Here is a 15,175-nt window from a genome sequence, read left to right as displayed (position 1 = left end):
GTTAGTTGTGTTAGAGTATAGAAAAATATATTATAAGTATTTAAATTATAGTCAGATAATTAATATTAGTCAGATAACTAATATTATATTTATTAGGTGTCGAACTAATAAAGAATGGGAAGTTAACTTATAAATATAAATGATGGATCGGCTATTATGTGATGAAAATATAGTCTATTCCTAAAATGATATTGATATTTATTTCTATTTTGGTAAAATGAATAATAATCACTATAGGAAATTGTTCTCATTAATGTATTCTTGTATACTCTTTTTCCTTATAGTTTGTTATATTTGGTGTGTTTCTCAGATAAGGAGATTGGGTATGAAAAAACAGCAACAATACCGCAATTGGCTATGTGCCGCTTTATTAGTATCGATGCCACTCACTGGCTACGCTGCAGAGTACCAGTTAGATGATATGGTCATTACTGGTGTGCGTGTCCATGAAGCGCCCATTACAGAAAATAATGAAGTGGCGGGAGGTCAAGTAGCTCGTACTGCTGATTATGGTGTACTAGGTAATCGCGATACAATGACTACACCATTTAATATGACGACTTTCACAGATAAGACTATTACAGATATTCAAGCTAGTAATATCACAGACGTCATAGCTATGGATGCGTCCACTAATAATCAAACATTATCTGGTGCATCTCAGGCGTGGGCTATCCGTGGTTTCCGTGCGCAACAACAAGACGTATCCTTTAACGGTCTTCACGGCATTGCGCCGCGTTTTTATACCGGCGTAGAAGGTATTGACCGTGTGGAAGTATTAAAAGGTGCTAGTGCCTTGTTATATGGCATGTCTCCAAATGGTACAGTAGGCGGGAATATTAACTATGTACCAAAGCGGGCAAAATCTGGAGAAAACCAAAACTCTATTAAATTGTCCTACGGTGATGGACATCAATTTGGGCAACAACTTGATGTAGCTGCTCGTACGGCAGACAATAAATGGGGCGTTCACTTTACTGGATACCATACAAATGGGTCTACATCATTTAACGATGAAAAAATTCAAACAAACTCAGCATTCCTTGGTATAGATCGTCAAGGGAGCAATTCTCGTCTCTATGTAGATGCTGGTTATGTGTATAGCAATATTGATAATCCGCAATATCGTGTACAGTTTGCAGGAATTACAAATACACGGATTCAAAATAATTACATCAATCGCTTTGGTTTGCCAACAGCGAATCATAATGAAAAGTATGGTTTAGCTGATACGTACCGTCATGTGACAGAAAAATTTGCCGTGTCTCGTTATGAATATGATTTTTCTAAAAACTTGACTGCTTTTGCAGCTCTCGGTATGCGTCATACAAAAATGGATTATGTGTATAACGATTTCCGTTATCAAGCAAATGGCAATACGCAATATCGTTTGCATAATAATAATCATATTAATAAAGCCCTTTCAGCTGAAGTTGGCTTGAAAGGTCAATTCAATACTGGCTCCGTAAAACATGAAGTGACAGGCGTGGCTACACGTTTGGCGTGGAAGCGGTATATGACAAATGAGACCGGTGCTTGGACAGTGATGAGTAGCTTAACACCTAGCACAGTATCTAGTTATGATCATTCTTATGGTTGGGGAGCAGAATTAAACGATTCTAATTTATTGACTGGCTTTGCTTTGACTGACGTTATTTCTACGAAAGACGATAAATGGACATTTATTCTTGGTGGTCGATACCAACATATTAGCCAAGTGATGAATAAAACCGGTAAGTCTTATAAAGAAAACGCTTTCTCTCCAGCTTTTGGTGTTATTCATAAATTAAATGATACGACCTCTGTGTATGCGAACTACATGCAGGGCTTATCTGCTGGTGATTTGGTAGATAGCAATTACGCTAATGATGGTGAGGTGTTATCACCATATAAAACGAAACAATTTGAAGTAGGGGCTAAATTTAATACTGGTAAATTCTTAACTACTGTATCTGCTTTCCAAATAGACCAAGCTGGCTCCTTAGTAGAAACTCGCAATGGTTTGGATTATTTAACTGATGGTGGCCGCGTTCGTAACCGTGGTTTAGAAGTATCCATCGCTGGTGAGCCAAAAGAAGGAACTCGTGTAATGGGCTCCGTTATGTACTTATTATCTCGCTACCATAAAGCACCTACATCTTATGAAGGTAATGAAGTCATCGGTACACCGCGTTGGCAAGCAGTAGCGCGTGTAGAACAAGATATTAAATCTGTTAAAGGTTTATCCGTTAATGCTCGTGTGAACTACCAAGGTCCGGCTTACATTGATCAATGGAATACATACAAAGTAGGTGGCCGTGTAACTTGGGACTTAGGTGCTAAATACGAATTCAAAGGGTTTGGATCTCATCCGATGATAGTACGTGCAGACGTATACAATGTATTCAACAAAGATTACTGGAATGCTATGAGCAACAACCCAGCTATTTATGTTGGCAAAGGCCGCACAGCGGTAATTTCTTTAGAAACTCGTTTCTAAGATTATAGGTAGCATTTAATAAATTGAATATATAAACATTTTAGTTGACAATGATAATCATATCTATTAATATTAAATGTAATTAATGAGATTATTTTTCAACTATGGAGGACTTATGAATGTATTTTACAGTCATAAGTCCTTTTTTATTGAGTTGAATTCTCGTTATAATTGGTGTGTATAGAATGGTTTATTGAGATTTGTTCATCTCTTTAAATCTATAGTTTGAAAGGGGCGGTGAGGTCGATTCAACAAACTAAATCGATTGTTGCGCAGTGGGCGTTGCTCGTTTTTCTTGTAATCTCTGTTATAGTAGCGGTGTCATTAGGGGCTGTATCCATTGCGCCAAGTGATGTGTGGCATATCATTGCCGCGAAAGTACTGGGACAGGCGCCTAGTGTATCGTCAGCTCTGACGGACATAGTTTGGGATATTCGCATTCCTCGAGTTCTATTAGCTGCTATTGTAGGGGCTGGTTTGGCCTTGTCGGGGGTAGTGATGCAAGCTTCCGTACAAAATCCATTGGCGGAGCCTTTTGTATTGGGCATTGCCTCTGGTGCGTCTGTAGGGGCCGTTGCAACTATACTATTTGGCGGAATGGTGGCCGTCCACGGTATCTCCATAGGAGTTCCTGTAGGCGCTTTCATGGGTGCTGTTGTAGCTACTGTGGGGGTGCTCTTATTGGCTGGCATTCGTAAACGGATGTCTACGGTGCGGCTCATCTTGGCAGGTGCCATTGTGAGTGCTTTTTGTACGGCTTTGTCGAATCTCATTATTTATTTAGCTGGAGATGCGGAAGGCATCCAGTCTGCCGTATTCTGGACTATGGGCTCCTTAGCAGATGCGAAATGGGATGGCCTTGTCTTGCCTATGGCAGCTGTAGCAGCTATTATAGCTTATTTTATGAGCCAAATTCGTACCTTAGATGCTCTCTTATTAGGTGAAGAAGCAGCCATTACTCTAGGCATTAATGCCACACAGAAGCGTCGAATCTATATGGGATGTATTGCGTTCCTCATTGGTGTGCTCGTGTCGCAATGCGGAATTATCGGCTTCGTAGGCCTTGTTATACCTCATATGATGCGATCCTTCGTAGGGGCTTCACATCGTCATTTATTGCCGATGGTCGTTCTCTTTGGCGCCATTTTCCTTGTATGGGCCGATTTAGTGAGCCGCGTCGTTCTTGTTTCTGGTGATTTACCGATTGGTATCATTACGGCTCTTATGGGGGCTCCATTATTTATGAAATTGCTATTTGGTAATTCTACGAATTTTGGAGGTTAATATGAGAGATATACGTATAGAACAATTACAATACACCGTAGAGGGGCGAGAGATTTTGAAAGACATTTCTCTCACCTTAGGAGGCCAAGAATTTGTAGGCCTCATCGGACCGAACGGGAGCGGTAAATCGACGCTGTTAAAGCATATATATCGGGTTAACCCTATTCAACAAGGTCAAATCTATATTGATGATGTACCGCTTCGCGACGTGCCTCTCCGGGATAGTGCTCAGAAAATTGCCGTCATGGGGCAGTTTACGAGACTCGATTTTGATTTTACGGTTATGCAAATTGCACTCATGGGACGAACCCCTTATAAGCAGAGCTTTGACGATGACAATGACTATGATTATGCCTTGGCTGAAAGCTCTCTCAAAAAGGTAGGTATGTGGGAGGCGAAAAACCGGTCTTTCAGTACCTTGTCTGGCGGTGAACAGCAGCGTGTTATGCTGGCTAGGGCCTTAGTGCAGGAGCCTGAATACCTTATTTTAGATGAACCGACGAACCATCTGGACATTACGTATCAACTGGAATTATTAAAAATTGTAAAATCCCTTGGTATCGGCGTAGTGGCGGCATTGCATGAATTGAACTTAGCGGCTCAGTTCTGCGACCGCATTTGCGTCTTAAAAGACGGTATGATTCAGCGTATGGGAACGCCCCGAGAGGTTATTACAGAATCGACGTTGAATGATGTATACGGTGTAAAGGCCGTTGTTGCTTATGATGAATACCATATCCCGTACGCTCGGTACATTGTGGAGGGCATTCATCATGAATAAACCTTCTACAACGAACGGAACATCGTCTATGAGTGAAACGTCTAGTGTGAAGACGGTGACTATCATGAATAAAGTGTCGCGCATCGTACAAGGGCTTTTGTTCTTCGTAGTAACAATAGGGATTCTGTGGTTTGGCATTACCAATGGCACTGGTATTGTTAGCGATACCACTCGTAGTGGCGAGAATATTATCCAATTGGAGAATTATACTGGCGAAGGCCATCGTACTATGGTTTCTTACGAAGTGCCGCCTAGACGGGTGCTTATAACGTATCCAGGGGCTACAGAGCTGCTTATTGCTTTAGGCTTGCAAGATCGCATTGTAGCAACCATGAAGCCGTACGGTGTAGAGCCGCCAGAATTAGCTGGTGCTTATGATGCATTGCCAAAACTAGAAGCGCCTTTCGTACCTACCAAAGAAGAAGTGTTGCAAGAGAAGCCAGATTTAGTAATGGCTTGGAATCATCACTTTTTGCCTAATGCGTTGGGGGATGTGAGATATTGGCATAAGCGTGACATTGCTACTTATATTGTACCTGCTACGGTGCGGAAAGGTTCGCCTACTATGGAAGGCACAGTATTTCCTTTCATCGACAATGTAGGTGCCATATTTGGCGTTCCAGAAGAAGCGGCTCGGTATAAAGAAAGTCTGGCGGATCGTATTGCAGCCGTTCGTCAGGATGCGGTAGTCCGAGGTACAACGCCGACAGTTATGGTATTACAGCTGTATGGTAATAGTATGTATACCGTGTACGGTGAAAACTATATTGTTTATGATATTGTTCGTACCGCTGGTGGACAGCCTCTTGTGCCGCAAGGCATGTCTTTTATAGGCCCGGAACGTATTTTAGGGGTCGACCCTGATTATATCGTTCTCGTCATGACTGACTATAGCGGCAATATGGAAACTTTCACAGAAGAGGGCATGAATCTCGTGAAAGCAGATCCTAATATTCGACATATGCGCGCCATCGAGGCGGGACGAGTTATTCCTGTTCCGTTCGGAGCTATTAATAATGGCAATGGCCGTGTTGTAGATGTACTGGAAATGATTAGTGCAGGGCTAAATAGGAATTCGTGCTATTAGCCTATAGTTTGTATAAGTTTACACCCGATTATATATGAGTAAAAGAAGTCTTTTACAGTTGGCCACATATAGAAGAGCTATATGTGAAGTATTTATTAATAATATGTGTGTAGCCCAAGTGTGATGGGCCGAGGAGATTATATGAATCAGAAATTATTAAAAGCCATCGTTCTTAGTGCGTTAACAGTAGCTATTGTGCCAACAGTACAGGCAGCAGAATATCAATTAGATGATATGATTATTACTGGTACGCGCGTAAAAACAGAAGTAAAAGACGTAGCAGCTAATGTAACAGTTATCAATAATGAAAATATTGAAAAAGGCAATTATAGCAATGTGTCTCAAGCGTTACAAGCGGCCAATGTAGACGTAGTAGATCACGGTTCTGCAGCGTACCCAGTACTCAATGGCGATACCCGTGTACTTGTACTCGTCAATGGTCGTCGGGTGAACTTTGATCATCTTACTGTATCTGGCAATGATAATGCAGTAGATATTAACCAAGTACCGATGGACAATGTGGATCATATCGAAATCGTGCGTGGTCCTAACTCTGCTTTATATGGTCAAAAAGCGGTAGCCGGTGTTATCAATATCATTACAAAAGAGCCAACGCCGGAAACAAGAACGACATTGACTGCTGAATACGGTACATGGAATCAACGCCGTGGTGCTATCACTCATTCTGGTGGGGATGAATTGAATCGTTACATGGTAACTTATTCAAGAGAGAAACGAGATAATTACGACTACCGCGATAGTAATGGCAATAGTCATGAATTCCCTGATAGCTACAAAGACCGTGAAGATATGACCTTCCGTTATGACCGTTTCTTTGGTAAAGACCGTGCTACATTTGATTTCGGCCGTTCTCATGCAAAAGATGGTTATGGTATTTATTTGACAAATCCAACACAAGGTATCGCTTATGGTCAAGGGTCTAAATTTGACTCTACTATCACTAATATTGGTGTCACATATACATTTAACCAAAAAGAAAAAGGAGAAGGTACATTCCTTCGCTTTACGCGTAACGGTGATAGAACAGATTCTCCATTTGCAGGTACACCATATGAACACGATTTGCGCAGCTATACCTTTGAAGGGCAGAAAAACTGGACTGTGAAAAATCATGATATCGTTGGTGGCATTGCATGGGAAGAACAACATTTGTGGGAAAATAACGATGGTTCTACAATGGATGCGAAAGCCATTACAAAATCTATTTTTGCTGAGGATCGTTGGACATTAGGTGATGGTTGGTCCTTGAACCTTGGTGGTCGTTATGAACATCACAGCGATTACGGCGGTGATTGGACAAGTCATGTAGGTGTCAATAAACGCCTCGGTGAAGATACCCATGTGTACGCATCGTGGGGGACTGCCGTTAATAACCCAACATTGAAAATGCGTTATGCGAATACGCCGTATATGCAAGGTAACCCAGATCTAGAACAAGAAACATCTAGAACATTTACCGTTGGCGTAGATAGCAAAATCAATGATAAATTGAGCGTATCTGCTAGCGTGTACGATTCTAAATTGAAAAATGCCTTGAATTGGCGTTGGAACGGCGTAACTCGTTACTACAATGTAGACGAAGAAAAACGCCGTGGCATGAGTCTTGGTGCGACATATAAAATCAACGATGCATGGCGTGTTCGCGCTGGTTATGATTACAGCCGAATCCGCATTAATGGGGAAAATGATGCTCGTAACACTCGTCCAAATGGCTACAACATTGGCCTTACATACAATAAAAATAAATGGGATATTACGAATAACTTGACCTATGTAACGGGACGTAGCGATCTATACACAAGCAATAGCTACTTCTTGTGGGATATGAATATCAATTATCAATGGCGTCCAGATACGAAATTCTACATTAAGGGGTATAATTTAACGAACGAACATTACGAATCTAGTGCAGCTACTAACCTTGTACGCGGTGCTTACGCAATGCCGAAACGCCACTTTGTAGCTGGTGTAACACATAGTTTCTAACGGTTAGATACTCTGCAATGTAGTACGTATGACATAGCATCTCGCATCACCATTATTACTAATGCGATGTGCTAGACATATGAAAATATGAATCTATATTGACGTATTAGAGTGATATATATTATCATTAAACAGTTATATTTTGAAAGTTACTATCAATTCTTTTCGAAGTAATGTTAGGTAGTATAGTAATGCAATTCTTTCATTATCTAGGAGGTTTACATGGAATTTTTTAAAGAAGCAGGACAGTTGTTTATACAAGGCGGCCTAGTAATGTGGCCATTATTGATTTGTTCTATCATTTCCGTTGCTATTTTAATTGAGCGGGTACGCACATATAATGCAGCAACATCTGATATGGAAACATTAAAAGCTAAAGTAGCAGAACTTGTTCCACAAGGTAAATGGGAAGAATTGCGTCAAGTGTGCAAAAATGATGGTGGCGTTGCAGCTGAATTAGTAGAAGCTGCTGCATCTCAACCGCATGGTATTGAAAAACAAACACAAGCATTGCAAGGTGCAGCTGGTGCCATTGCAGCTCGTTTGCGTGCTAACTTAAATTACTTAGAAACTATTGTTACATTAGCACCATTGCTTGGTTTATTAGGTACTGTAACAGGTATGATTGGTTCTTTCTCCGTATTGTCTGTATCTGATGGCGAACCGTTTGCGATTACTGGCGGTGTGGGGGAAGCCTTAATTGCTACAGCAACAGGTCTTTGCGTAGCTATTATCGCCCTCGTTATCCATGCGTACCTAGTACAACGAGAAGATAAACTCGTATCCGCTATGGAAGAGGTCGGTGCCGTATACATGACAGCATTGGTAGGTGACAGCGATGCAGCTTAGAAGCTTACGTACTACAAATAAACCAAAATTGATGATCATCCCTATGATTGATATCATCTTCTTCTTGCTTGTATTCTTTATGATGAGCATGTTATCTATGGTTGTACAAAAATCAGTACCTGTTAATTTACCAAGTGCCCAAACAGCCAAGGTAGACATTCAAAAGAAAGTACCTATTACTGTTACTTCTGACGGTACTGTGTATGTGAACGATACTAAAACAAATATTGATGGTATGATCCGCTACCTTCAAATTGAGCAATCGAAAGGGACGGAAATGACTATCGTATTGCGTGCTGATGCAGCGGCTCAATATGGCGCTTTTGTACAAGTATTAGATACGTTAAAACAAATGAATATTACGAAAATTGCCATTGCTACTGAAAGCAATTAAGGAGGTGCTCTATGTTTAGATGGATAACATCTTTCGCAGGATCACTTATTATTAATGCTTTACTTCTTATTGGGGGGGCATTCTATTTGAACTTTGCTGCCCCTGAAGCAAATGAGCAACCAGAGCCAATCCTCATGGAAATCGTTTCTGATGATGCGGCACCAGCGGCAGGTCCACAAATTTCTGCGCCAAAACCAGAAAAAGTAGACATTCCACCACCGCCAACGAAAGAAGAAATAGCACAAATGGTGAAAAGTAACGCTGATACAATTCCTGTAGATAATAAAGTAACAGATGATATGCCGAAACCACCAGTGCCAACACCACAGCAGACAGGTAACCCTACTGAAACAAAAGGTGGAGGTGGTGGAGGTAAAACCGATAATCCAGATGGAGAAGGAAATGGGGGTGGTGGGGGACCAAAAGAAGATAAGTCTCAAGGTCCTCGACGTTTAAGTACACCAACACCTTCTATCCCGGCTATCCCAAGAGAACAAGCCGTAGGTGATTCTGTTACTGCATATATTACAATTGCAGCTGATGGATCTGTTAGTGATGTATCGCTATCTTCATCGACTGGTTATGGACCAGCAGATGATGCTATTATTTCTACAGTATATGGATGGTCATTCTATCCTGCTACTGATGAAGATGGTAATCCTATTAGTGTAACTGTACCGCAGAACTTTGGATTGGATATTAAATAGAATATGTTAAAAGAGTTGTGATGATATGATATTTCTTTCATTACAACTCTTTTTTTGTATTGTAAAATCTAGTATGATACATATATAATTAAGAATTTTTATTTATTATGTAATGTGAGCGGGAATATGAAATTAGTTAAAATTTTTGTTTTAGTAATTGCTGTTTTTAGTATGGCTTTGTATATAACTTCAAATGTAGAAGCAGAAGATTTGAGTCGTGGACCAATCCCAATAAATAGATTTCCTTTGTATGATGTTCTTCCTAGAGATTCTGGGCATAAAATAATTAATAACCGTGTTGAAACTGTGCAATTTATTGATGATAAGGGAGAGGTTCAGGCTGTTTTGATAAAGAAATCATCTGGAGATATGGCTTATGATGAAGCGATTGTTGCATTTTTGAAAGAATCTCGCTTTGAACCTGCATTAGGGGAAGATGGGAAACCTGTGTCTACCATAGTTCGACAAGCTATTTTTATCGGATTTAAGTAAAATTTAGATTTCAAGGAATTGTTTATATAGAATTAGGATAAGGGGCATATATTATGAAATTACTTAATCGTTTCATTCTAGCTACTGCAGCTCTTGCCGTAGTTAGCGTGTATACACCAGCCAATATGGAAGCAGCAGAGGTGGTATCGCCACCAAAAGAGGTGTCCATTGTAAAACCAGTGATGCCTGCTATTCCAGAGGGGTCTGTTGTGGCAGATACAATGCGCATCCGTTTTTTGATTGATAAAGATGGGGATGTAAAATCTGTATTTGTGGAACAATCGTCTGGTTATAGTGCTGTTGATGAAGCTGTCAAAGCAGCGGTAAAACAATGGAAATTTACTCCAGCGATAGGGAAAGATAAGAAACCAAAAGAATCTATCATCGGTATGACCATAACTTTGCCAGTGCGAAAGTAAAAGGAGGGCACACATGATGAAAAAGACAATCCTTGCCTGTATAACTGCTTTCATAATAGGAATCGGTACGTCCCATGCTGCTTACGAGCCACCAGTAGCTGTATACACACCAGATATTGATTATGATGTAGTGGAATATTACGAAGGTAATGTAAGTGGTATTAATGTACGCTTTGATATTGATGAAGACGGAGATGTAGATAATGTAGAGCCCTTAGGATCTACTGGCGATGGCGCGGTGGATGCGCAAATTGTTGATACTGTATCGACGTGGCAATATGAACCTGCTAGAGATAGTTATGGAAACCCTGTAGAGACATCTAAAACTGTATATATTGATTTAGGTACATAAGTGGCTAGTGTTGCGTTTTGTACATAAATGATCTTCTGTTTTGTCCGATTATCGAGAGAACGTTGAATATGGGTAATCTAACATTAACTAACAATTAACTAACAGAGTTGTTATGAAGTAGTATATTTCATAATAACTCTGTTTTTTATATCTTTATATCTTATTTTGTATCCGTAGCTACTGAAAATTACTTTCAAAAAGAATATACTAGCCGTATAAGGTATTAATCGTGCGTGGCAGTTGAGTATTGCCGAAATGTCAGTTCGATTGTCATATAGTATCGAGGAGGTTATCATGACGGATTTAAAGCAACGGTTGGACATCAACGATGAGCGATATAGAGTGATTGTGTCTGTTAAAGAAGATTATTTAGATGGTGTTATTTCCTTAGCGGAAGGCAATCGTATATTAAAAGAAAAATTAGGTACTTGTACGCCTGATGAGTTTGCCTTTGCTGAGCAGCGGTTGAAAGGGGCTTACAAAGACGAGGAAATTCTCGATAAAATGGACGATTTATTAGCCCTATTTGATGGTGTATTAGTGCGTACTGACAATGTGTATCCCGAAAACCATCCACTTTGGGCCTATGTAGAAGAAATTAATGCAGTGGAACGCATCGTAGTAGAGGCGGAGGCTCTGTTAAGAGAAACACATTTTATTAAAAATCCATGGCTGGCTTTATTTGATGCGTTTAATCAATGGCGTGTTCATTTATCGCGCAAACAAAATCAATTATATCCAATGCTTGAGCAACATGGTTTCGATCGTCCTACACGGATTATGTGGACCTTCGATGATGGTGTACGCGATGCCATTCGTGATTCCTATGTTTTATTGCGAGAGGATAAAGAACAAGCTTTTCTCGCTTCTATGTCTGATACGTTAGAGAAATTGCGTGATTTAAACAGCAAAGAACTGGAAGTGCTGTATCCGACGGCTTTCAAATTGCTTAGCGACGAAGAGTTTTACATTATGAGCCGCAATGATTATGAAATTGGATATGCTTTGATTGAGGCGCCAGATCTATATGTACCAGTGGGGATAAATGATAATACAGGTGAAAGCAGACCATTAGGAAATAGCGGTACCTACAATAGTGCCAATGGCAGTGCATCGCAAGGTGTGTCGAATGCGTTTTTACAAGATTTAGCGGGGTTGTTGTCTAAATATGTGGGACCTATGCAACAAGAGGTGGCGAAGGATCAAGTATTAGACGTGGCGACAGGTAAATTGACATTAGAGCAAATCAATTTATTATTCCGTCATATGCCTGTAGATTTATCCTATGTAGACGAAAACGAATTAGTAGCATTTTATAGCGATACACCACATCGCATTTTTCCGCGTAGTAGCAATGTCATTGGACGAGAAGTGATCAATTGTCACCCTGCAAAGTCGATGCATGTGGTGAAAGAAATTATTGAAAAGTTCCGCTCCGGCGAACAAAGTCAAGCTGAATTTTGGATTAATAAACCAGGTTTATTCATTTACGTGCTTTATACGGCAGTGCGCGATGAATCTGGAAAATTCCGTGGCGTTCTTGAAATGATGCAGGACTGTACGCATATCCGAGAATTGACAGGTTCTCAAACTTTGTTAACATGGGATAAAGGATACGTAGGGGAACAAGGTGATACAGATAGTGCATCTCCTAATCGCGCTGTAGATGTAACGGAGGATAGTGCAGATGCAACAAAGGCTATTGAAGATGAGGTGGACGAGAGTAGTGAAAGTAGCGAAGAAGATGTTTCTATCGACACTAAAACGACCTTGTCGAATTTGATTAAAGCTAACCCAGATATTGTAGATTATCTCATTAGCCTCAATCCGAAATTTGAAAAATTAAAATCCCCTATGGTAAAAATGATGGCGAAAGTAGCTACTATCGAGATGATTGCAGAACGAGGAGGCTTTGATGTGCAAGAATTATTAGAGCGTATCAAAGCGTTTATGAATAAAAAATAATGTTGATGTAAAAGAGTATTACTATAAGATGACTCATTGTTGTTATGGCAATGAGTCATTTTTATATATACAACTCTAGTCAATTACTGAAATTATATTAATTATATTGCACTAATCTAGTTGTAAAATATATTAATGTACAATAATAAGTAATTGTTTAATGTTTTATGTATACAAATCGCGTAAAAAAAGGTAAAATAAATATAATTGGAATTATATATTACTTTCAACATGTAATGATATATCATGATTTGTATAAAAAGGTGAAACTATGGCAACTAGATTAGTTTGGAATCAAAGTGAAATTAAAACGAATCCTTTATTCTCTAAATTGCGTAGCACAATTGAAACAGCATTTTACGGTAACAATGTACATGCTGTACAATCCGTAGCAGAATCGTATCAATTGGCTAGTGAAGAGCCAGGTGTTATCGTTCTCGATATGCCTATTCATAAACCCGAAGAGCAAGGTTTACCGGCTGATGCCAAAGTATTAGTTACAAATGACGGTAAAACGACTGGCCGTTATGCGAAAGCACGCCGTATCATTGGAGACGAAGGTATTGACGAAGTTGAATTAGCTGGTATTGCTCGCGAAGCTGTGTACGATAGTCGCAACAAAGAGTGGATTTCTACGCAAGTTATTGTTGGTCTCGATGAGAAATTTACGGCTCGTGCGCATTTGATGATTCCAAAAGACCATGCATCCATTATGTACTCTTGGATTATGAACTTTAAATTCTTCGACGAAGCAGTGAAAGAGTTCTACAAAAATAGTACAGAAATTCCAGAAGGGGATATTTTCATTTACTCCGATCCTGATTACGTAGTACCAGGTCATCCAGGTGGTCTTGCGATTTTTGATCCTGCCCATAACTGTGCAATGATTCTTGGCATGCGTTATTTCGGGGAGCATAAAAAAGGCACATTAACATTGGCTTGGTCTTTGGCGAACCGTTACGGTTATGTAGCTTGTCACGGTGGTATGAAACGATATAACCTTAAAAACGGCAGCTCTTACACAATTGGTGTATTCGGCTTGTCCGGTTCCGGCAAATCTACATTAACTCACGAAAAACACAATGGTCGCTATGACATTTCTATCTTGCATGACGATGCGTATATTATCAATACTGACGACTTATCTTCCATCGCGATGGAACCGACGTACTTCGATAAAATGCAAGATTATCCTGTCGACCATCCAGCTAACGAGTTCTTGTTAACCTTACAAAACGTAGGCGTTACACTTGATGAGAATGGTAACAAAGTAGTGTTAGCAGAAGATGTGCGTAACAATAATGGTCGCGCTATTAAATCTCAATTCTGGACAGATAACCGTGTTAACTATGTGAAAGAACCGGTAAATGCTATTGTGTGGTTAATGAAAGATAAAACATTACCACCAATCCTTAAAATTGACGATCCTGTGTTGGCTTCCACTATGGGTGCTACGCTAGCTACACGTCGTTCTAGTGCAGAAAAATTAGATGCTAATGTAGATCCAAATGCACTCGTTATTGAACCATATGCTAATCCGTTCCGTACCTATCCGTTAGCGCGCGATTATGAAAGCTATAAAAAATTATTCCAAGAATGTGGTGTAGATTGCTACATTATGAATACTGGATTCTTCCTTGAGAAAAAAATTCCTAAAGAAATCACATTAGATTTATTAGAACGTCTAGTAGAAGGGGATTTGGTGTTTGAACCATTTGGTGCTTACGAAAACTTATCTTACGTAGAAGTACCTGGCTTTGAACCTCCATTCGACGTACGTGAATACCATCACCAATTGCACCAAGCCTTTGAATTCCGCTATGAATACGTGGAAAACTTGAAAGACGGCAAAAACGAATTGCCACAAGAAGTGCTTGATGTACTTAAAACGTTGATGTAGTATTTTCTAGTTGCATATGTACAACTATGACTACGATAGGAATGTGATAGAATTGATTTAGCCTTAACTTTACAAGTTAATAAATATATATTAATGAAAAGTAGCCGTATCGTGATGGTACGGCTACTTTTCGTTTATAAGGACATTTTAATTGCATGTAGGGTGATATTGTATGATGTTATTTTATATCTAATTTATAGAAAAATTATAAAAAAATAAAAACTACTTGATTAGTATACTTTAGGGAAGGTATAATCATTAATAATAGTAATATGTATTTCGCGAATAAATATGAATCATACTTATTGATTACTATGTTTTTCAATAGAGTTTTTCTTGTTTTGTATATTTTGTAGTTATCGTAATAAGGGGTGAATTAATTAGGCTCTCTGTCAAATGTTGGGGTGCTTATCCCTAATCATTTGTTTGGCACCAATCACTTATGTGGTTGGTGCCATT

At 39.6% G+C, this 15,175-nt stretch carries 13 protein-coding genes; all 13 read left to right on the top strand.

Translation table 11 applies throughout. The annotated features are described in order from the left end of the window. Positions 1-325 precede the first annotated feature (325 nt). Positions 326-2,479 (top strand): TonB-dependent receptor, encoded by a 2,154-nt coding sequence (locus tag NFR29_RS03360; RefSeq protein WP_251423239.1) that lies wholly within the window; start codon positions 326-328, stop codon positions 2,477-2,479. A gap of 225 nt (positions 2,480-2,704) precedes the next feature. Then, complete coding sequence (locus NFR29_RS03355; protein WP_251423236.1) at positions 2,705-3,763, top strand: FecCD family ABC transporter permease; 1,059 nt, start codon at positions 2,705-2,707, stop codon at positions 3,761-3,763. A gap of 1 nt (position 3,764) precedes the next feature. Continuing rightward, positions 3,765-4,544, top strand: coding sequence for an ABC transporter ATP-binding protein (locus tag NFR29_RS03350; protein ID WP_251423233.1), 780 nt, complete (start codon positions 3,765-3,767; stop codon positions 4,542-4,544). Then, positions 4,537-5,631: an ABC transporter substrate-binding protein gene (locus tag NFR29_RS03345; protein WP_251423230.1), complete on the top strand. Its 1,095-nt coding sequence runs from the start codon at positions 4,537-4,539 to the stop codon at positions 5,629-5,631. The genes NFR29_RS03350 and NFR29_RS03345 overlap by 8 nt, the downstream gene beginning before the upstream one ends. A gap of 141 nt (positions 5,632-5,772) precedes the next feature. Further along, on the top strand, positions 5,773-7,638 hold the full coding sequence (locus NFR29_RS03340; protein ID WP_251423227.1) for a TonB-dependent receptor plug domain-containing protein: 1,866 nt from the start codon (positions 5,773-5,775) through the stop codon (positions 7,636-7,638). A gap of 222 nt (positions 7,639-7,860) precedes the next feature. Continuing rightward, on the top strand, positions 7,861-8,487 hold the full coding sequence (locus NFR29_RS03335; protein ID WP_251423224.1) for a MotA/TolQ/ExbB proton channel family protein: 627 nt from the start codon (positions 7,861-7,863) through the stop codon (positions 8,485-8,487). Beyond that, entirely contained in the window at positions 8,477-8,881 is a 405-nt protein-coding gene (locus NFR29_RS03330) for an ExbD/TolR family protein (RefSeq protein ID WP_251423221.1), read from the top strand. Before NFR29_RS03335 ends, NFR29_RS03330 begins: the two co-directional genes overlap by 11 nt. 11 nt (positions 8,882-8,892) lie before the next feature. After that, complete coding sequence (locus NFR29_RS03325) at positions 8,893-9,588, top strand: TonB family protein (protein WP_251423218.1); 696 nt, start codon at positions 8,893-8,895, stop codon at positions 9,586-9,588. Positions 9,589-9,714: 126 nt separating this feature from the next. Further along, on the top strand, positions 9,715-10,080 hold the full coding sequence (locus NFR29_RS03320; RefSeq protein ID WP_251423215.1) for an energy transducer TonB: 366 nt from the start codon (positions 9,715-9,717) through the stop codon (positions 10,078-10,080). 53 nt (positions 10,081-10,133) lie between these two features. Next, positions 10,134-10,499 carry an energy transducer TonB family protein gene (locus NFR29_RS03315; protein ID WP_251423212.1) on the top strand — a complete coding sequence of 122 codons (366 nt, stop codon included), beginning with the start codon at positions 10,134-10,136 and terminating at the stop codon, positions 10,497-10,499. A 13-nt stretch (positions 10,500-10,512) separates the two neighbouring features. Continuing rightward, the gene (locus NFR29_RS03310; RefSeq protein WP_251423209.1) at positions 10,513-10,851 is read left to right on the top strand and encodes an energy transducer TonB; all 339 of its coding nucleotides are present in this window, start codon (positions 10,513-10,515) and stop codon (positions 10,849-10,851) included. Positions 10,852-11,145: 294 nt separating this feature from the next. Beyond that, a complete protein-coding gene (locus tag NFR29_RS03305) occupies positions 11,146-12,816 on the top strand; it encodes a PAS domain-containing protein (RefSeq protein ID WP_251423206.1) in 1,671 nt (556 codons plus the stop codon). A gap of 271 nt (positions 12,817-13,087) precedes the next feature. Next, positions 13,088-14,716, top strand: a complete 1,629-nt coding sequence (locus tag NFR29_RS03300; protein ID WP_251423203.1) for a phosphoenolpyruvate carboxykinase (ATP) — start codon at positions 13,088-13,090, stop codon at positions 14,714-14,716. Positions 14,717-15,175: the final 459 nt, after the last annotated feature.

The organism is Veillonella agrestimuris (assembly GCF_943193065.1).
Lineage (GTDB): Bacteria > Bacillota > Negativicutes > Veillonellales > Veillonellaceae > Veillonella > Veillonella agrestimuris.
This window is presented reverse-complemented; position numbering and strand designations above follow the sequence as displayed.

Bases quoted from the DNA above. Each gene is read 5' to 3' on its own strand.
- NFR29_RS03335 (WP_251423224.1), top strand. From the start codon at position 7,861: ATGGAATTTTTTAAAGAAGCAGGACAGTTGTTTATACAAGGCGGCCTA.
- NFR29_RS03360 (WP_251423239.1), top strand. From the start codon at position 326: ATGAAAAAACAGCAACAATACCGCAATTGGCTATGTGCCGCTTTATTA.
- NFR29_RS03325 (WP_251423218.1), top strand. From the start codon at position 8,893: ATGTTTAGATGGATAACATCTTTCGCAGGATCACTTATTATTAATGCT.
- NFR29_RS03330 (WP_251423221.1), top strand. From the start codon at position 8,477: ATGCAGCTTAGAAGCTTACGTACTACAAATAAACCAAAATTGATGATC.
- NFR29_RS03350 (WP_251423233.1), top strand. From the start codon at position 3,765: ATGAGAGATATACGTATAGAACAATTACAATACACCGTAGAGGGGCGA.
- NFR29_RS03300 (WP_251423203.1), top strand. From the start codon at position 13,088: ATGGCAACTAGATTAGTTTGGAATCAAAGTGAAATTAAAACGAATCCT.
- NFR29_RS03320 (WP_251423215.1), top strand. From the start codon at position 9,715: ATGAAATTAGTTAAAATTTTTGTTTTAGTAATTGCTGTTTTTAGTATG.
- NFR29_RS03345 (WP_251423230.1), top strand. From the start codon at position 4,537: ATGAATAAACCTTCTACAACGAACGGAACATCGTCTATGAGTGAAACG.
- NFR29_RS03305 (WP_251423206.1), top strand. From the start codon at position 11,146: ATGACGGATTTAAAGCAACGGTTGGACATCAACGATGAGCGATATAGA.
- NFR29_RS03310 (WP_251423209.1), top strand. From the start codon at position 10,513: ATGATGAAAAAGACAATCCTTGCCTGTATAACTGCTTTCATAATAGGA.
- NFR29_RS03340 (WP_251423227.1), top strand. From the start codon at position 5,773: ATGAATCAGAAATTATTAAAAGCCATCGTTCTTAGTGCGTTAACAGTA.
- NFR29_RS03315 (WP_251423212.1), top strand. From the start codon at position 10,134: ATGAAATTACTTAATCGTTTCATTCTAGCTACTGCAGCTCTTGCCGTA.